A 17,203-nucleotide genomic window follows, 5' to 3' on the forward strand; every position below is an offset into this window, starting at 1 on the left:
TTCACGCGAACGTACATAATAAAGGGATTCACCGCATGAGGAAATCACTACTCGCCTTGCTCCTTCTGGCCTCGGCCGGTTTTGCGCACGGGCAAGTGCAACTCAGGGAAGGTTTTCCACAGCAATACACCGTGGTGGCAGGGGACACACTCTGGGACATTTCCGCCAAATACCTGCGTGAGCCATGGGAGTGGCCGCAGCTTTGGCAGGCCAATCCACAGATCGAAAACCCCAATCTCATCTATCCGGGCGATACGCTGTCGCTGGTCTATGTCAACGGTCAGCCACGCCTGACCCTCAATCGCGGCGCTTCCCGGGGCACCATCAAGCTTTCGCCACGAATCCGCAGCTCGCCGGTGGCCGATGCCATTCCGAGCATTCCGCTGAAATCCATCAACAGCTTTCTGCTGAGCAATCGCATCGTCGACAAGGCAGAGGATTTCGACAAGGCGCCCTACATCGTTGCTGGCGACGCCGAACGGGTGCTCAGCGGCACCGGTGATCGAATATTCGCGCGTGGCCATTTCGACCCGGCACAACCGGTGTACGGCATCTTCCGTCAGGGCAAGGTCTACACCGATCCGCAGAGCAAGGAGTTTCTGGGGATCAACGCCGACGACATCGGGGGCGGCGAAATCATTGCCACTGAAGGCGACGTCGCCACCCTGGCCCTGCAACGCACCACTCAGGAAGTGCGACTCGGCGACCGGCTGTTCGGCGGTGAAGAGCGCTCGATCAATTCGACCTTCATGCCCAGTGCACCGACAACCGAAATCAACGGCTTGATCATTGATGTACCGCGAGGGGTCACCCAGATCGGCGCGCTGGATGTCGTCACGCTGAACAAAGGGCAGCGCGATGGCCTGGCCGAAGGCAATGTGCTGGTGGTGATGAAAACCGGTGAAACCGTGCGTGACCGGATCACCGGTCAGCCTTTGAAAATTCCCGACGAGCGGGCCGGTTTGCTGATGGTCTTTCGCACCTACGACAAGCTCAGCTACGGGCTTGTCCTTAACGCATCGCGCTCCCTGGCGGTGATGGACAAGGTGCGAAATCCTTAAGCCTGCTCACAAGTTACCAACAGAGTTATCCACAGCTTATTCCCGATTCGATGGGACTCTATAACGATCAAGGATGATCTATGTCGCTGTCTGCCTGTACGTCCATTTCCCCTGCGGAACTGGAAGCTCGTTTACGCCTGCACCGTTTGCCGGGACTCGGCCCTGCGCGTTTCAAGAAGTTGCTAGAGGCCTTCGGCTCTGCCTCCAAAGCCATCAGCGCACCGGCTAGCGCCTGGCGTGCATTGGGCCTGCCACTCGCCTGCGCGGAAGCCCGGCGCTCCAGCGAAATTCGTGACGGCGCCAGTCATGCATTGGCCTGGTTAGAGCGCCCGGGCCAGCATTTACTGATGTGGGACCAACCTGACTACCCCGCGTTGCTGGCGCAAATCAGTGATGCGCCGCCGCTGTTATTCGCCGCAGGCGATCCGGGAATACTGGAAAAACCACAGCTGGCGATGGTCGGCAGCCGTCGTGCTTCGCGACCGGGCATGGACACCGCCGCCGCGTTTTCCCGCACGCTGGCCGGCGCCGGTTTTGTCATCACCAGCGGTCTGGCCCTGGGCATCGATGCTGCCGCGCATCAGGCGGCTCTGGATGTTGGCGGGCAAACGGTCGGCGTACTTGGCACGGGGCTGGAAAATTTTTATCCACAGCGCAATCGGCGACTGGCGGACACCATGATCGCTTCGGGAGGCACGGTCCTTTCGGAGTTCCCGCTGGACGCCGGCCCCTCCCCCAGCAACTTCCCCCGGCGCAATCGAATCATCAGCGGTTTGTCCCTCGGCGTGCTCGTGGTCGAGGCGAGTGTTGCCAGTGGTTCGTTGATCACCGCCAGGCTGGCGGCGGAACAGGGGCGTGAGGTGTATGCGATTCCAGGGTCGATCCATCACCCTGGGGCAAAGGGTTGCCATCAACTGATCCGCGACGGTGCGGTGCTGGTAGAAACCATCGAGCACATCCTCGAAGCCTTGCGCGGCTGGCAACGGCTGCCGTTATCCTCAGAAACGCCGCAGACGACAGAGACTCATCCGCTGCTCATGTTGCTCCACGCGGCGCCCCATACCAGCGAAGCCTTGGCGATCACCAGCGGCTGGGCATTGTCGAAAGTGTTGGCAGCGCTGACGGAACTGGAAATGGACGGCCGTGCGGTCTGTGAAAGTGGCCGCTGGCTTGCACGGGGACGCTAGGTTTTGCATGGAAGATCGGTAAACTGCGCAGAGCCTTATTCCGGAGAGTCTTTCATGGTTAACAGTTGGCGTGTGCAACAAGCCGCACGAGAAATTCGCGCTGGGGCGGTCATTGCCTATCCAACCGAAGCTGTCTGGGGCCTGGGTTGTGACCCGTGGAACGAAGAGGCGGTGGATCGTCTGCTGCTGATCAAGGGGCGGTCTGTGGATAAAGGCCTGATTCTGGTGGCCGACAATATTCGCCAGTTCGACTTCCTCTTCGAAGACTTCCCTGAATTGTGGATGGACCGCATGGCCAGCACCTGGCCGGGTCCGAACACCTGGCTGGTGCCGCATCAGAATATGTTGCCCCAGTGGATTACCGGTGTGCATGAAACGGTGGCGTTGCGGGTTAGCGATCACCCACTGGTGCGGGATTTGTGTGCGTTGGTCGGGCCGTTGGTTTCAACTTCGGCCAACCCTCAGGGGCGGCCGGCGGCGCGGACGCGGCTTCGCGTGGAGCAGTATTTTCGCGGGCAGCTTGATTGGGTGCTGGGCGGCAATCTGGGCGGGCGCAAGAATCCGAGCGTGATTCGCGATCTGGCGACCGGCCACGTTGTGCGCCCGGATTAAGACCTGTGGTGGCCCCATTCGCGAGCAAGCCCGCTCCCACAGTAGATTTTCAGTGAACACAGGCTTTGTGTTCGACATTGATCCAGTGTGGGAGCGGGCTTGCTCGCGAAGAGGCCCTTACAGGCAGCACAAATCTCAGGGCAATAAAACCGTCGAGCCAGTCGTGCGCCGCGCCGACAATTCGGTCTGCGCTTTGGCCGCTTCAGCCAATGGATACCGCTGACTGATGTCCACCGTAAGCTTCCCGGTGATGATCATCTCGAACAGCTCATCGGCCATGCTTTGCAGGTTTTCAGCGTTGTTGGCGTAGGTCGCCAGAGTCGGTCGGGTCACGTACAGCGAACCCTTCCCCGCGAGAATCCCCAGATTCACGCCATCCACTGCGCCCGAAGCATTACCGAAACTCACCACCAGCCCCCGAGGCGCGACGCTGTCGAGTGACGTCAGCCAGGTATCTTTGCCTACGCCGTCGTACACCACCGGCACTTTTTTACCGTCAGTCAATTCCAGTACGCGTTGTGCGACGTTTTCATGGCTGTAATCGATGGTCGCCCAGGCACCATTGGCTTTCGCCAGGGCGGCTTTCTCTGCTGAACTGACTGTGCCGATCAGCTTCACGTCCAAGGCCTTGGCCCATTGGCAGGCCAGGGAACCGACGCCTCCGGCTGCTGCGTGGAACAGAATGGTTTCGCCACCCTTGAGTTCATATGTCTGACGCAGCAGGTACTGCACGGTCAGGCCTTTGAGCATCACGCCGGCGGCTTGTTCGAAGCTGATGGCATCTGGCAGATGTACCAGATTGGCTTCCGGCAATACATGAACGTCGCTATAAGCGCCCAACGGGCCGCTGCCGTACGCCACGCGATCGCCGATCTTGAAGCGGCTGACTTCGCTGCCGACTGCTTCGACCACGCCCGCGCCTTCAGCGCCCAGGCCCGACGGCAAGGCGGGTGGCGCATAGAGGCCACCGCGGTAATAGGTGTCAATGAAGTTCAGGCCGATAGCCTTGTTGGTCACGCGCACCTGCAGCGGGCCGGGTTCGGCGGGCTGGTAATCGACGTGCTCAAGCACTTCGGGACCGCCATGGGCGCGGAACTGGATACGCTTTGCCATCTGCACTTTCCTTAGGTCTTGGATTCTAGAGTTGTAGCGCGAAGCGTTCTATCGAACTCCCAAGCTTGATCTTCGTCAACTGCGACGGCACAAGGTGCAGTGTTATCCTACGCAGCAATTTGCCGCCGGCCTGTATGAGCGCCGCGTAGCTTTGCCCGATTCAAGGTGATGCCATGACTACCCGCACCGAGGCCGTAAAAGCCTACCTGCTCGACCTGCAAGACCGCATTTGCGCTGCCCTGGAAGCCGAAGACGGCGGCGCGCGTTTCGTCGAAGACGCCTGGACCCGGCCTGCCGGTGGTGGCGGTCGCACCCGGGTGATCGAAAACGGCGCGGTCATCGAAAAGGGTGGCGTCAACTTTTCCCACGTCTTCGGCAGTGGTCTCCCACCCTCCGCCAGCGCTCATCGGCCAGAACTGGCCGGCCGAGGCTTCGAAGCCTTGGGCGTGTCTTTGGTGATTCACCCGCACAACCCCCATGTACCGACGTCCCACGCCAATGTGCGCTTTTTCATTGCTGAAAAAGAAGGTGAAGAGCCGGTCTGGTGGTTCGGTGGCGGCTTCGACCTGACCCCTTATTACGGTAATGAAGAAGACTGCGTGCACTGGCACCGCGTCGCCGAACAGGCCTGCGCGCCGTTCGGACCAGACGTCTACCCGCGCTACAAAGCCTGGTGCGACAGTTACTTCCACATCAAGCATCGCCACGAGCCGCGTGGCATCGGCGGCTTGTTTTTCGATGACTTGAACGAGTGGGACTTCGATACCAGCTTCGCCTTCATGCGCGCCATCGGCGATGCGTTTATCGACGCTTACCTGCCGATCGTGCAGCGCCGCAAGAACGATGCGTTCACGGCCAAACAGCGTGAATTCCAGGAGTTTCGCCGTGGTCGTTATGTCGAGTTCAACCTGGTCTATGACCGTGGCACGCTGTTCGGCCTGCAGTCGGGCGGGCGTACCGAGTCGATCCTGATGTCGCTGCCGCCGCAAGTGCGTTGGGCCTACGACTGGAAAGCCGAGCCGGGCAGTGAAGAAGCGCGTCTGACCGAGTACTTCCTGCAAGACCGCGATTGGTTGGCCAAGGCCTGAACGAGGAATTCTGATGGATCGTTATGTCGTATTCGGTAACCCGATTGGCCACAGCAAGTCGCCGCTGATTCACCGTTTGTTCGCCGAGCAGACGGGGCAAAAACTGGACTACAGCACTTTGCTGGCGCCCCTTGACGATTTTTCCGGCTGTGCCCAGGCATTTTTCCGCGAAGGGCGTGGGGCGAATGTGACGGTGCCGTTCAAGGAAGACGCCTATCGTTTGGCGAACAGCTTGACCAAGCGAGCGCAGCGGGCCGGCGCGGTGAATACCCTGAGCAAACTGGCCGATGGCAGCCTGCTGGGCGACAACACCGATGGCGCCGGGTTGGTGCGGGACCTGACGGTCAATGCCGGTTTCAGTCTCAAGGGCAAACGCATCCTGCTGCTCGGGGCCGGCGGTGCAGTGCGCGGGGCGCTGGAGCCGTTGCTGGCGGAGCAACCGGCGTCAGTGATCATCGCCAACCGCACGGTGGAAAAGGCCGAATTGCTGGCGCAATTGTTCGCGGATCTGGGGCCGGTATCGGCCAGTGGTTTCGATTGGTTGCAGGAGCCGGTGGACCTGATCATCAACGCTACGTCGGCGAGTCTGTCAGGCGATGTACCGCCGATTGCCAGCAGCTTGATCGAGCCGGGCAAGACGGTTTGCTACGACATGATGTACGGCAAGGACCCGACCTCGTTCTGCAGCTGGGCCAGCGAGCACGGCGCGGCGGTGGCGATGGATGGCCTGGGAATGTTGGCCGAGCAGGCGGCGGAAGCTTTCTACCTGTGGCGCGGTGTGCGCCCGGATACGGCGCCGGTGCTGGCCGAACTCCGCCGGCAGTTGGCCGCTTAGTTCTTTGTGGCGAGGGAGCTTGCTCCCGTTGGGTTGCGAAGCGACCCTAAAATCTGCGGGCGCTTCGCACCCGAGCGAGAGCAAGCTCCCTCGCCACAGTGGTCGGTGTTTATTCCAAGGTGGGATGTTTCAATCTTCGAATCGGATCGGGCATTTCTCTGCGCCTTCGAGCTTTCTCAATTCCTCCACCACCTGCGGTCGTGCCCGCCGCAGGGTCAGGCTGCGATCCTGGCGCAGCAGCCGTCGCGCTTCCTGATGCAGCATTTCCACGCCCGAATAGTCGATGAAGTTGATCTGCTGCGCCTCGATCACCACCCGCGCACCATGCATCCGTTGCAGGCGCACTTGCAGGTAATGGCTGGCGCCGAAGAAGATCGAGCCGCCAACTCTTAGAATGTCTTCGTCGCCCTCACGCCAATGCTGCACCCGAGGTTGCGAGGTGCGTTTGAGGTAGAAGAACAGCGAAGCCAGCACTCCGGCGTAGATCGCTGTTTGCAACTCCAGCAACAGCGTCGCGACACAGGTCAGCGCCATGACCAGAAACTCGGCACGGCTGACCCGCAGCAAGGCGCGAATGCCGCGATGGTCAACCAATCCCCAGGCGATCAACAAAATGCTGCCGGCCATGGCCGGGATCGGGATATGCGCGATCAATACCGCGCCACAGATGGCGAACAGCGCCACCCACACCGCGGAAAAAACGCCCGCCAGCGGTGAGCAGGCACCGGCGTCGTAGCTCAGGGCCGAGCGGGTGAAGGAGCCAGCTGACAGCGAGCCGGAAAAAAACGCACCGACCATGTTCGAAAAACCCTGGGCGCGGACTTCTTGATTGGCGTCGAGCAACTGCTGGGAACGCGCCGACAAGGAGCGGGCAATCGACAGGCTCGTCACCAGCCCGAGCATGCCGACCGCCACCGCGCTGGGCAGCAGGCGCAACACCAGGTCCAGATCCAGCGGCAGCGGGCTGAAGGGCGGCAGCCGCCCGACAAAGGCGCTCACCAACTGCACATGACCGAACATCGCTGGCCACAACCACACCAGCAACCCGCTCAGGGCCAGAGCGATCAACAACGTCGGCCAGCGCGGCACCAGTAGTTTCAGCGCGATGCCCACCCCGACCGTGGCCAGACCCAGTACCAGCGAGGGTTTGTCCACCTCACTGAGATGACTGAACAACAGCAGCAGGCTGTTCAGCGCCGTGGCCTGGTTGGGCACATCCAGCCCCAGCAAGTTCGGCAGTTGCCCAATGGCAATCACCACCGCTGCGCCAAGGGTGAAGCCCAGCACCACCGAGTGAGAGACGAAATTCACCAAGGCGCCGAAACGCAGCAAACCCAGCAGCCACTGGAAAATGCCCGCCAGGAGTGTCAGAAGCAGGATCAGCGTGACGTAGTCCTGCGACCCGGGGACGGCCAGAGGACTGACGCTGGCGTACAGGACGATGGAAATGGCTGCCGTAGGACCGCAGATCAAATGCCACGACGAACCCCAGAGGCAGGCAATCAGCACCGGGATAATCGCGGCGTACAACCCGTATTCCGGTGGGAGACCGGCGATCAGGGCGTAGGCAATGGATTGTGGCAACGCGAGAATCGCACCGCTCAGGCCGACAATCAGGTCACGGCCGACGCTGGCGCGGGTTTGCCGGGGCAACCACGTCAGGAAGGGAAAGAGTGAATGGCGGCTGGGGAAGGCCATGGGTCCTCTCGGGTGGGATTTTGCGCAAGGGTAGCAGGACGAGACACCGATCGCTGATCGTTCCCACGCTCCGCGTGGGAATGCCGCCATGGACGCTCCGCGTCCGCTTCTGAATGTGACGCGGAGCGTCACGGGATGCATTCCCACGCGGAGCGTGGGAACGATCGGCGCAGGGAGTTACAGCTTCGCCTTCACCGCCCCCAGAGCATCCTTTCCATCCACGGTCTTCACCCCGTCCAGCCACTTATCCAGCACCGCCGGATTAGCCTTGATCCACGCCTTTGCCGCCTCGGCGTTGGTGACCTTTTTGTTCACCACTTCGGCCATGATGCTGTTCTCCATTTCCTGGGTAAAACTCAGGTTGGTGAGCAGTTTGCCGACGTTCGGGCAGGCCTGTGCATAACCTTTGCGGGTCAGTGTATAAACACTGCCGGTGTCGCCGAAGTACTTCTCGCCGCCCTTCAGGTAATGCATTTTCAGCTGAACGTTCATGGGGTGCGGCGTCCAGCCGAGGAAGGTCACGAACTTCTGTTTCTTCACCGCGCGAGACACTTCGGCCAGCATCGCCTGTTCGCTGGACTCGATCAGCTTCCACTGACCCAGGTCGAAGTCGTTCTTCTTGATGATCTCTTGCAGTGAAATGTTCGCCGGGGCGCCTGAGCCGATGCCATAGATCTTCTTGTCGACTTCTTTTGGGTGTAGCTCGGCGTACTTGTTCAAATCATTAAAGTTATGCACACCCGCGTCCCAAACGTAATCCGGAACCGCCAGGGTGAACTCGGTGCCATCAAGGTTCTTCGCCAGTTGCGTAACGTCGCCATTGGCCACGAATTTGTCATAGAAGCCTTGTTGTGCCGGCATCCAGTTACCCAGGAACACGTCCACCTGGCCATCCTTCAGACCGCCAAAGGTGATCGGCACCGCCAGCGTGTCGACCTTGGCCTTGTAGCCCATGCCGTCCAGCAGAAACCCGGTGATGGCGTTGGTTGCAGCGATGTCACTCCAGCCAGGGTCGGCCATTTTTACCGTCTCGCAGCTTTGCTCGGCATAGGCCGAGGCACTGCCCAGAGCCAGAAGCCCGACCGTCAGTACTGTGGATAACCTTTGCATGGACTTCCCCTTAACATTATTGGTTTTGGCAGGGTTGTGGATAACGTGCTTTGCGTTCCAGATCATCGAGGTCGATGTGGTTGCGCATGTACTGCTGGCTGGCGTCCACCAGTGGCTGGTGATCCCAGCTCTTGAGCTTGCCGATCGTCAGGGCATCAGCGACGAAACGCCGGCGTCGCTGACTGGCGAGCACCTGTCGGTGGATCGCCGGGATGTCCCATTTGGCTCGCGCTTCGGCGAGAAACTCCTCGAAAAGCTGCCGATATTGCGGCGATTGGCTGAGTTCTTCCTGTTCCTTCGGATCGTTATGTACATCGAAGAGTAGGCAAGGGTCGTCTTCGCTGTAGATGAATTTGTAAGCGCCGCGGCGAATCATCATCAACGGGCTGATGGTGCCTTCAGCCATGTATTCACCGAAAACTTCATCGTGACCGCCCTGCCCTTGCAGATGCGAAACCAGCGAGCGGCCGTCCAGCGGCAAACCCGGTTCCAGCGAGCCACCGGCCAATTCCACAAAGGTCGGTAGCAGGTCGGCAGTGGACACCGCTGCGCTGACCCGCCCAGTCCCGAATTGCCCTGGTGCGCTGATCAACAGCGGTACACGGGCAGCCATTTCGTACCAGTGCATTTTGTACCAGAGGCCGCGCTCGCCGAGCATGTCGCCGTGGTCACCGGAGAATACGATGATGGTGTCATCGATCAGCCCGGTTTCCTCGAGTGTTTGCAGCAGTTTGCCGACGTTGCTGTCGATATAGCTGCATGCACCGAAATAGGCGCGGCGCGCATCGCGAATCTTATCCACAGGCAGCGGCTTGTCCCACAGGTCGTAGACCTTGAGCAAACGCTGGGAGTGAGGATCAAGTTGATCCTGTGCAGGTGTCTCGGGCAAAGGGATGTCGGCGTCGTCGTACATATCCCAGAAAGCTTTGGGAATCGTGTACGGGTCGTGTGGGTGAGTCATCGACACTGTCAGGCAGAACGGCTGATCACCCTCCTCGCGTATGTGGTCGAACAGGTATTGCTGGGCCTTGAACACCACCTCTTCGTCGAAATCCAGCTGATTGGTGCGCACGCAGGGCCCGGCTTGCAGGACCGACGACATGTTGTGGTACCAGGTCGGACGCACGTCCGGCTCGTCCCAGTTCACCGCCCAACCGTAATCGGCCGGGTAGATGTCGCTGGTCAGGCGTTCTTCGTAACCGTGCAACTGGTCCGGGCCGCAGAAATGCATCTTGCCCGACAGCGCGGTGCGATAACCGAGGCGCCGCAGGTAGTGGGCATAGGTCGGAACATCGGCGGGGAAATCGGCCGCGTTGTCGTAGGCGCCGATCTTGCTCGGCAACTGACCGCTGACCAGAGTAAAACGCGACGGCGCGCAAAGAGGGCTATTGCAATAAGCGGCGTCGAACACCACGCCTTCAGCGGCGAGGCGGCTCAGATTCGGCAGTTTGATGGGCGAAGGGCCGTAGAACGGCAACATTGGCGCGGCCATTTGATCGGCCATGATGAAAAGAATATTTTTGCGCTTCATGTGATCGCGGCATTCCATAGTGGATATTTATGCGAGAGTGCTGTGATCGAGCATGGAGTCCATAATCTTTGTGGTAAAGCCCATGCCAGGCAATGACTAGGATAAGCACAGCTTATGTATGACGCTCTCGGTGATTTGTCTCTGGACCTGCTGCGTGCCTTTGAAGCCGCGGCTCGACAGCGCAGTTTCACCGCCGCTGCGGTAGAGCTCGGCACCACGCAACCGGCCATCAGCCAGCAGATCAAGCGATTGGAAGAACAGCTCGCTACACGGTTGTTCGATCGTATCTATCGCGGGATTGAGCTGACTGAGGCCGGGGCCATTCTGTTCGAGCAAGTTCAGCTCGGTTTGCAGAATATCGAAGCAGGATTGAGCGCGATCAGTGCACAGCAGCAACACGAAGTGTTGCAAGTGGCCACTGACTTTGCCTTCGCCGCGTACTGGCTGATGCCGCGCCTGCACCGCTTCCATAGCGCCAACCCTCAAGTGGACGTCAGTCTGGTCACCAGCGAGCGTAGCCACAACATGCTGCGAACCGATATCGATGTGGCGGTGCTGTTCGGCGATGGCCGGTTCAAGCAAGGCGAGAGTTATTGGCTGTTCAGCGAAGAGGTGTTTCCGGTGTGCAGCCCGCTGCTATTGAAGGACCGCGCCCTGCCCTTGCCGGCCCAGTCATTGCTGGAGTTTCCGTTGTTGCACTTGCGAGGCGAACACAGCAGTAACTGGTTCGACTGGAGCGGCGTGTTTCGCGAGCTGGGAATCACCTCGGCCCCGGCTCCGGGGCAACTGCGCTTCGACAATTACACCTTGCTGATTCAGGCGGCGATTGGCGGCCAGGGCGTTGCGATCGGGTGGCGACACCTTGTGGATAACTTGTTGACGCAAGGTCTGTTGTGTCGCCCGATTGCCGACACGGTGATTTCCAGGCTGGGTTATTACGTGGTCCTGCCCCAGCGCAAACGGCGTGGGGCGTTGATTCAGCTGTTTGTGGATTGGTTGATGGCGGAACAGGCCAGCAGTGCGCAATCGCTCAATGGTCTTCCTTTGCCTTCGATTGCGGTGTAAAGCTAAAGCGAAAAGATCGCAGCCTTCGGCAGCTCCTACGCGCCAGTGGGCGCTGCCGAAGGCTGCGATCTTTTACTATTCCGAAGTCCCAACAAAACTCACATGCTCACCCACATGCAGGTTCAGGTGCAGCTCATCGGCAATCCCTATGGCTACCCTGTTCAATTGTTCCAGCGCTGCGGCCAGACCAGGTTCCAGGCTACTGCTGACGTGACTGAAATGCTCGATGGTCAGCCCGGGCACGCGCCGTGGTGCATTGACCAAGGTCCAGTGCAAAGAGCTGCTTTGCAGAGACTCGCGGATTTCTTCGGCGGCGTGGCGTTGCAACGGGTCTTCGATTTCCGGGTCGTCCAGTACCTCGAAATCGCCCACCACAAACAGCCGGGCAATACCTGCGGCCTGCATACCGTCGATCAGTGCATCCACCGCCAGCACCTCCTCGACCGGGCCGGGCACGATGGATTTTTCGATGTGTTCACTGTTCATCGGCAACCCTGGCGCATCGAGCAGGCAGATCACCGCCGAACAGCCGGCCACGCTCTGCTTGACCCGCTTGGCATCGAACAGGTCACCCGCCTTGGTGCGTAAACCAGGGCGCGGCGCGAGCGCGTTCAGGTCATCGAGAATCGCGATCACTTCATGCTGGCGCCGCAGCATTTCAGCCATTAGCGCACTGCCCAGGCTACTCATGGCACCATAAAGCACCACCTTCACCACTGGGGTTTCGGCATTTTTCATGGATGTGCTCCGTACTTGCTGCCTATATAGCGTGTGACCTGCGGGAAGTGGGGTGGGTTCGACAAGTAGTTTTAGAGGGGGGTTGAAATGCAACAGATCAAGGGTTACCACGCCCATGTCTACTTCGATGCCAGCACCCTGCCACAGGCACGGGCCTTGTGTGAGCAGGCCGCGCAATTGTTTCCACTGAAAATGGGGCGCATGCACGAACGCCCGGTGGGCCCGCACCCGGACTGGAGCTGCCAATTGGCTTTCGAGCCCCAATACCTGGGTGAGGTATTGCCGTGGCTGGCGCTCAACCGCAAGGGATTAGTGATATTCCTGCACCCGGAAACGGGCGACGATTTGCTCGACCACACCGAACATGCGATCTGGATGGGCGCGATCCGGCCGCTGAACCTGTCTGTTTTCTGATCAGAGTTGTTCTTGGGCCTCTCCGGGCAAATGCTCGTCCAGATGCAGCCATGGCAAACGACTGTCAGTCCGTATATGCCGTTCGGCCGGAGCCTGCTCGGGATGGTCAAGGGTGGCGATGGTCACGTCGATGCTCTTGGGGCTGAGCTTCGTCACCAACGCCAGTTGTGCCCCACAATTGCGGCAGAAATACCGCACGCAGGTGGACGAAGACTCATACCGGGATGGCATACCCGCCATCCATTCAAATGCTGAGGCGGGCACGGTGATCCAGGTGGTCACGATTCCTCCGCTGACCCGTCGGCAAATCGAGCAATGGCAGTGCGCGATGTCGTGCAATGGCCCGTTGAATTGATAGCGCATTTGTCCGCAGTGGCAGCCGCCAGTGTGAAGTTTGCCCATGTCTTTTGCTCCTGACCCCGTGTTTACGGACCCTCAACCCGGCCGACGACCGGTCGTACATTCGGTCAATGCTTTCACTCGCGAAAGCTGGCTGAAAGCTTCCCCGATTAGGATCGCCCTCACTGCCGGCAACAGACCGGTTGGCCAATGCGAGTGTTTTATCGCCCGCCCGGTCCATTAAACAACAACAATGGTGATTCTGATGTCCGCTACTACCCGCCTCTTCGCTGTCACTCCGCCCGTACGTCTCGTGCTTCCCGTTCTGCGCTGACCCCCATCCGGTTCGCCATTCCCTAGCCGCGCTACGCCTGGAGTATTCCTATGCTGACTTTCCTTGGCTTCGCCATGGTCATCACGTTCATGTTCCTGATCATGACCAAGCGCCTGTCCGCGCTGATCGCTCTGATCATCATCCCGATTATCTTCGCCCTGTTCGGCGGTTTCTCGCCGAAGATCGGTCCGATGATGCTTGAAGGCATCACCAAGCTCGCGCCGACCGGCGTGATGCTGATGTTCGCCATTCTCTACTTCGCCCTGATGATCGACTCCGGGCTGTTCGACCCGGCCGTGCGCAAGATCCTCAAACTGGTCAAGGGCGACCCGTTGAAAGTTTCGGTCGGTACCGCCGTACTGGCGCTGATCGTGTCCATGGACGGTGACGGTGCGACCACTTACATGATCTGCGTCGCCGCCATGCTGCCGCTCTACAGCCGCATCGGCATGAGCCCGCGGATCATGGCCGGTCTGATCATCCTCGCCGGCGGCGTGATGAACATGACCCCTTGGGGTGGCCCGACGGCTCGTGCGGCCAGTGCGCTGCATGTCGACCCGTCCGCCATTTTCGTACCGATGATTCCGGCGATGCTGGCCGGCGTGGTGGCGATTCTGGCAATTGCCTACTTCTACGGTAAACGCGAACGTGCGCGTCTGGGTGAACTGCACCTGGTCGGTGATGAAGTCGATCACAGCGAAATCAGCGTTTCGCAGTTCCCGGATGCCCGTCGTCCAAAGCTGATCTGGTTCAACGGGGCCTTGACCCTGGGACTGATGTGCACGCTGGTCGCCGGCCTGTTGCCGCTGCCAGTGCTGTTCATGGTGGCGTTCAGTATCGCGATGATCGTCAACTACCCTTGCCTGCAAATGCAGAAGGACCGCGTTGCGGCCCACGCCGGTAGCGTACTGGCGGTGGTCGGGTTGATCTTTGCCGCGGGTATCTTCACCGGTATCCTGTCGGGCACCGGCATGGTCGATGCCATGTCGAAAAGCCTGCTGGCGGTTATTCCCGATTTCCTCGGCCCGTACCTGGCTGTGATTACCGCGCTGGTAAGCATGCCGTTCACGTTCTTTATGTCGAACGATGCATTTTATTACGGCGTGTTACCGGTACTTGCCGAAGCCGCCAGTCATTACGGTATAACCGCGGTGGAAATGGCACGTGCCTCGATCGTCGGTCAGCCCGTCCACTTGCTGAGCCCGCTGGTACCATCGACTTACCTGTTGGTGGCGCTGGCCGGTATCGAATTCGGTGATCATCAGCGGTTCACCCTGAAGTGGGCAGTATTGGTTTGCCTGTGCATACTGGTCGCTGCGTTGCTGATGGGGATTTTTCCGCTGTTCAGCACTCTATAAGCCCAAGACTCACCATGACGGGTCCAGGCTTTGTTGTTTGAAGCCTGGGCCCTTTGTGGTTTAAACACTCGCTCAAAGGAATACACATGGAATGGCTGACCAACCCTGAAATCTGGGTTGCCTTCTTCACCCTGACTGCCCTGGAGATCGTCCTGGGCATCGACAACATCATCATGATCTCGATCCTGGTCAGCCGCATGCCCAAACACATGCAGGCGCGTACCCGGATTTTCGGCCTGGCGCTGGCCATGATCACGCGGATCCTGTTGCTGCTGTCGATCACCTGGGTCATGCGTCTCACCTCCGACCTGTTCGAAGTGTTCGGCCAGGGTATTTCCGGGCGTGACTTGATCCTGTTCTTCGGTGGTCTGTTCCTGCTGTGGAAGAGCTCGCAAGAGATGTACCACGCGCTGGAAGGTGAAGATGAAGTCGGCGACGAGCCTTCGGGCAAGGGCGGCAATTTCCTGTACACCATCATCCAGATCGCGATCATCGACATCGTGTTCTCGCTGGACTCGGTGATCACCGCGGTGGGCATGGTGTCCCACGTACCGGTCATGGTCGCGGCGATTGTCGTAGCGGTACTAGTGATGATGTGGGCTTCTGGCACCATCAGCGAGTTCATCGACAAGCACCCGTCGCTGAAGATGCTGGCGCTGTCGTTCCTGTTGCTGGTGGGTACCGTGCTGATTGCCGAATCGCTCGACGTGCACTTGCCAAAAGGCTACGTCTACTTCGCCATGGCGTTCTCGCTGGCGGTGGAAGCGATCAACATCAAGATGCGCACCGCGATGATGAAAAAGAGGAAGCAGCAGGAGCCAGTGAAACTGCGCAAGGATGTTCCGGGCCAGTAACCTGAACACTCTGCCATGACAAAGGGGCCTTCAGGCCCCTTTGTCATGTCTGCAGCAAACTGTTTTCATGACAGTTTTGTTTCAATCGCCTCTTTAGCTATGCGATGCTGGCGCCCAGACCGTTAGGCAACTACAGCTTATACGTAGAAAAACGCGCGGCACCGTTGACTTGCCCCACTGGGGCGCTACCACCACAGGGGGCCTGTATGCTCACCCTGCTCAATTTGTTATCAGCCGTGGCCCTTTTGATCTGGGGCACGCACATTGTCCGAACCGGCATCCTGCGGGTTTATGGCTCCAACTTGCGCCACGTGATCGCCCATAACATGTCCAGGCGCTGGCTGGCGTTTGTCGCCGGGATCATGGTGACCGCCATGGTCCAGAGCAGCAATGCCACCGCCATGCTCGTGACCTCGTTTGTCGGTCAGGGCCTGATGGCGCTGACCCCGGCCCTGGCGACCATGCTCGGCGCCGATGTGGGTACCGCGCTGATGGCGCGGGTTCTGACCCTCGATCTATCGTGGCTGTCGCCGCTGCTGATTTTCCTCGGGGTGATTTTCTTTCTGTCACGCAAGCAAACCCGGGTCGGACAGATGGGCCGGGTCGGCATTGGTCTGGGGCTGATCATTCTGGCGTTGCAACTGATCGTCGAGGCCGCCGCGCCGATCACTCAGGCGCAAGGGGTGAAGGTCATCTTCGCCTCCCTGACCGGCGATATTCTGCTCGATGCCTTGGTCGGCGCGCTGTTTGCGATGATTTCCTACTCCAGCCTGGCCGCCGTTTTGCTGACCGCGACCCTCGCCGGTGCCAGCGTGATCAGCCTGCCAGTGGCCATCGGCCTGGTGATCGGCGCCAACATCGGCAGCGGCATTCTGGCTTTCCTCAGTACCAGCATGCAGAACGCGGCCGGCCGTCAGGTGGCGCTCGGCAGCCTCTTGTACAAACTGATCGGCCTGCTACTGATCATTCCGGTGCTCGACCCGTTGGTACACTGGATCGACAGCCTCGACTTCAGCCCTCAGGAAATGGTCATCGGCTTCCACCTGCTCTACAACACCGTGCGTTGCCTGATCCTGTTGCCCAGCGTCGGGCCGATGGCCAAGCTCTGTGCGTGGTTGCTGCCAGAGCGGCCGGACATCAATGGCACAGCCAAACCACGGCATCTCGACCCGACCGCCCTGGTCACCCCGAGTCTGGCGCTGGCCAACGCTGCCCGAGAAACCCTGCGCATCGGCGATCTGGTCGACAGCATGCTCGAAGCCATGCTCGACGTGCTGCGCGGCAAACAGACCGCCGTCACCCAGGAAATTCGTCGCCTGACCGATGATGTCGAAGCGCTCTACAGCGCCATCAAACTCTATCTGGCGCAAATGCCCCGCGAAGACCTCAGCGAACAGGACAGCCGGCGCTGGGCGGAAACCATCGAGCTGGCGATCAATCTGAAACTCTCCAGCGATCTGATCGAGCGCATGCTGCGCAAGGTTCAGCAGCAGAAAACCTCGCAACGCCGGTCTTTTTCCGAGGTGGGCCTGGAGGAGTTGGCGGGGCTGCACAGTCAGTTGATTTCCAATCTGCGTCTGGGGTTGTCAGTGTTTCTTAGTGCCGACCTGGAAAGTGCCCGTCAGTTACTGCGTGAGAAACGTCGCTTTCGCGCACAGGAGCGCCGTCTGGCCCACGCTCATGTCAGCCGTTTAAACCGTAAGATCGTACAAAGTATCGAGACCAGTTCGCTGCACCTGGAACTGATTGCTGACATGAGACGCTTGAATTCGTTGTTCTGCAGCAGCGCCTATGCAGTGTTGGGTACTTCGGATACTGGCGCTCTGGCGGTCGACGATTTGACTGACATCACTCATTCACCCTGAA

The 17,203-nt window shown here is 59.6% G+C and carries 16 protein-coding genes; 10 read left to right on the plus strand and 6 right to left on the minus strand.

What is annotated here, in order from left to right; translation table 11 throughout:
• Window positions 1-35: 35 nt before the first annotated feature.
• From IB250_RS18755 to IB250_RS18765, 3 genes are all read left to right on the plus strand, one after another.
• Complete coding sequence (locus IB250_RS18755; RefSeq protein ID WP_063342017.1) at window positions 36-1,061, plus strand: LysM peptidoglycan-binding domain-containing protein; 1,026 nt, start codon at window positions 36-38, stop codon at window positions 1,059-1,061.
• Window positions 1,062-1,141: 80 nt separating this feature from the next.
• Entirely contained in the window at window positions 1,142-2,248 is a 1,107-nt protein-coding gene (dprA, locus tag IB250_RS18760) for a DNA-processing protein DprA (protein WP_192345195.1), read from the plus strand.
• Window positions 2,249-2,302: 54 nt separating this feature from the next.
• Window positions 2,303-2,860, plus strand: a complete 558-nt coding sequence (locus IB250_RS18765; RefSeq protein WP_192345196.1) for an L-threonylcarbamoyladenylate synthase — start codon at window positions 2,303-2,305, stop codon at window positions 2,858-2,860.
• Between the two features lie 135 nt (window positions 2,861-2,995).
• On the opposite strand, the gene IB250_RS18770 is transcribed toward IB250_RS18765, so the two are convergent.
• Entirely contained in the window at window positions 2,996-3,973 is a 978-nt protein-coding gene (locus tag IB250_RS18770; RefSeq protein ID WP_192345197.1) for an NADPH:quinone reductase, read from the minus strand.
• A gap of 173 nt (window positions 3,974-4,146) precedes the next feature.
• Between IB250_RS18770 and hemF the strand changes: the two genes are divergently transcribed.
• Entirely contained in the window at window positions 4,147-5,061 is a 915-nt protein-coding gene (hemF, locus tag IB250_RS18775; RefSeq protein WP_007902928.1) for an oxygen-dependent coproporphyrinogen oxidase, read from the plus strand.
• 13 nt (window positions 5,062-5,074) lie between these two features.
• Entirely contained in the window at window positions 5,075-5,896 is an 822-nt protein-coding gene (aroE, locus tag IB250_RS18780) for a shikimate dehydrogenase (RefSeq protein WP_192345198.1), read from the plus strand.
• A gap of 129 nt (window positions 5,897-6,025) precedes the next feature.
• Here the strand turns inward: aroE and IB250_RS18785 are convergent, their stop codons facing one another.
• The 3 genes from IB250_RS18785 to betC form a co-directional block, all read right to left on the minus strand.
• Window positions 6,026-7,594, minus strand: a complete 1,569-nt coding sequence (locus IB250_RS18785) for a SulP family inorganic anion transporter (RefSeq protein ID WP_192345199.1) — start codon at window positions 7,592-7,594, stop codon at window positions 6,026-6,028.
• A gap of 177 nt (window positions 7,595-7,771) precedes the next feature.
• Window positions 7,772-8,704 (minus strand): choline ABC transporter substrate-binding protein, encoded by a 933-nt coding sequence (choX, locus tag IB250_RS18790; RefSeq protein WP_192345200.1) that lies wholly within the window; start codon window positions 8,702-8,704, stop codon window positions 7,772-7,774.
• A 16-nt stretch (window positions 8,705-8,720) separates the two neighbouring features.
• Window positions 8,721-10,235, minus strand: coding sequence for a choline-sulfatase (betC, locus tag IB250_RS18795; protein WP_192345201.1), 1,515 nt, complete (start codon window positions 10,233-10,235; stop codon window positions 8,721-8,723).
• A gap of 114 nt (window positions 10,236-10,349) precedes the next feature.
• Here betC and IB250_RS18800 point away from each other — a divergent pair, with 114 nt between their 5' ends.
• The gene (locus tag IB250_RS18800; RefSeq protein ID WP_192345202.1) at window positions 10,350-11,300 is read left to right on the plus strand and encodes a choline sulfate utilization transcriptional regulator; all 951 of its coding nucleotides are present in this window, start codon (window positions 10,350-10,352) and stop codon (window positions 11,298-11,300) included.
• A 75-nt stretch (window positions 11,301-11,375) separates the two neighbouring features.
• Here the strand turns inward: IB250_RS18800 and IB250_RS18805 are convergent, their stop codons facing one another.
• Window positions 11,376-12,038: an NAD(P)-dependent oxidoreductase gene (locus IB250_RS18805; RefSeq protein ID WP_192345203.1), complete on the minus strand. Its 663-nt coding sequence runs from the start codon at window positions 12,036-12,038 to the stop codon at window positions 11,376-11,378.
• A gap of 87 nt (window positions 12,039-12,125) precedes the next feature.
• Here IB250_RS18805 and IB250_RS18810 point away from each other — a divergent pair, with 87 nt between their 5' ends.
• On the plus strand, window positions 12,126-12,452 hold the full coding sequence (locus IB250_RS18810; protein WP_192345204.1) for a DOPA 4,5-dioxygenase family protein: 327 nt from the start codon (window positions 12,126-12,128) through the stop codon (window positions 12,450-12,452).
• Here the strand turns inward: IB250_RS18810 and IB250_RS18815 are convergent, their stop codons facing one another.
• Entirely contained in the window at window positions 12,453-12,854 is a 402-nt protein-coding gene (locus IB250_RS18815; protein WP_192345205.1) for a GFA family protein, read from the minus strand. It abuts the gene before it with no gap.
• Between the two features lie 321 nt (window positions 12,855-13,175).
• Here IB250_RS18815 and IB250_RS18820 point away from each other — a divergent pair, with 321 nt between their 5' ends.
• The 3 genes from IB250_RS18820 (at window position 13,176) to IB250_RS18830 (ending at window position 17,202) form a co-directional block, all read left to right on the plus strand.
• Window positions 13,176-14,483, plus strand: a complete 1,308-nt coding sequence (locus tag IB250_RS18820) for a CitMHS family transporter (protein ID WP_123495544.1) — start codon at window positions 13,176-13,178, stop codon at window positions 14,481-14,483.
• A gap of 86 nt (window positions 14,484-14,569) precedes the next feature.
• The gene (locus tag IB250_RS18825; RefSeq protein WP_192345206.1) at window positions 14,570-15,337 is read left to right on the plus strand and encodes a TerC family protein; all 768 of its coding nucleotides are present in this window, start codon (window positions 14,570-14,572) and stop codon (window positions 15,335-15,337) included.
• Window positions 15,338-15,543: 206 nt separating this feature from the next.
• The gene (locus IB250_RS18830; protein ID WP_192345207.1) at window positions 15,544-17,202 is read left to right on the plus strand and encodes a Na/Pi cotransporter family protein; all 1,659 of its coding nucleotides are present in this window, start codon (window positions 15,544-15,546) and stop codon (window positions 17,200-17,202) included.
• Window position 17,203 lies beyond the last annotated feature (1 nt).

The sequence above is a fragment of the Pseudomonas sp. PDM09 genome (assembly GCF_014852305.1).
GTDB lineage: Bacteria > Pseudomonadota > Gammaproteobacteria > Pseudomonadales > Pseudomonadaceae > Aquipseudomonas.

What these genes read in the sequence shown, in the direction of transcription:
- IB250_RS18755 (WP_063342017.1), top strand. Translation starts at nt 36, where the DNA reads ATGAGGAAATCACTACTCGCCTTGCTCCTTCTGGCCTCGGCCGGTTTT.
- dprA (WP_192345195.1), top strand. Translation starts at nt 1,142, where the DNA reads ATGTCGCTGTCTGCCTGTACGTCCATTTCCCCTGCGGAACTGGAAGCT.
- IB250_RS18765 (WP_192345196.1), top strand. Translation starts at nt 2,303, where the DNA reads ATGGTTAACAGTTGGCGTGTGCAACAAGCCGCACGAGAAATTCGCGCT.
- IB250_RS18770 (WP_192345197.1), bottom strand. Translation starts at nt 3,973, where the DNA reads ATGGCAAAGCGTATCCAGTTCCGCGCCCATGGCGGTCCCGAAGTGCTT.
- hemF (WP_007902928.1), top strand. Translation starts at nt 4,147, where the DNA reads ATGACTACCCGCACCGAGGCCGTAAAAGCCTACCTGCTCGACCTGCAA.
- aroE (WP_192345198.1), top strand. Translation starts at nt 5,075, where the DNA reads ATGGATCGTTATGTCGTATTCGGTAACCCGATTGGCCACAGCAAGTCG.
- IB250_RS18785 (WP_192345199.1), bottom strand. Translation starts at nt 7,594, where the DNA reads ATGGCCTTCCCCAGCCGCCATTCACTCTTTCCCTTCCTGACGTGGTTG.
- choX (WP_192345200.1), bottom strand. Translation starts at nt 8,704, where the DNA reads ATGCAAAGGTTATCCACAGTACTGACGGTCGGGCTTCTGGCTCTGGGC.
- betC (WP_192345201.1), bottom strand. Translation starts at nt 10,235, where the DNA reads ATGAAGCGCAAAAATATTCTTTTCATCATGGCCGATCAAATGGCCGCG.
- IB250_RS18800 (WP_192345202.1), top strand. Translation starts at nt 10,350, where the DNA reads ATGTATGACGCTCTCGGTGATTTGTCTCTGGACCTGCTGCGTGCCTTT.
- IB250_RS18805 (WP_192345203.1), bottom strand. Translation starts at nt 12,038, where the DNA reads ATGAAAAATGCCGAAACCCCAGTGGTGAAGGTGGTGCTTTATGGTGCC.
- IB250_RS18810 (WP_192345204.1), top strand. Translation starts at nt 12,126, where the DNA reads ATGCAACAGATCAAGGGTTACCACGCCCATGTCTACTTCGATGCCAGC.
- IB250_RS18815 (WP_192345205.1), bottom strand. Translation starts at nt 12,854, where the DNA reads ATGGGCAAACTTCACACTGGCGGCTGCCACTGCGGACAAATGCGCTAT.
- IB250_RS18820 (WP_123495544.1), top strand. Translation starts at nt 13,176, where the DNA reads ATGCTGACTTTCCTTGGCTTCGCCATGGTCATCACGTTCATGTTCCTG.
- IB250_RS18825 (WP_192345206.1), top strand. Translation starts at nt 14,570, where the DNA reads ATGGAATGGCTGACCAACCCTGAAATCTGGGTTGCCTTCTTCACCCTG.
- IB250_RS18830 (WP_192345207.1), top strand. Translation starts at nt 15,544, where the DNA reads ATGCTCACCCTGCTCAATTTGTTATCAGCCGTGGCCCTTTTGATCTGG.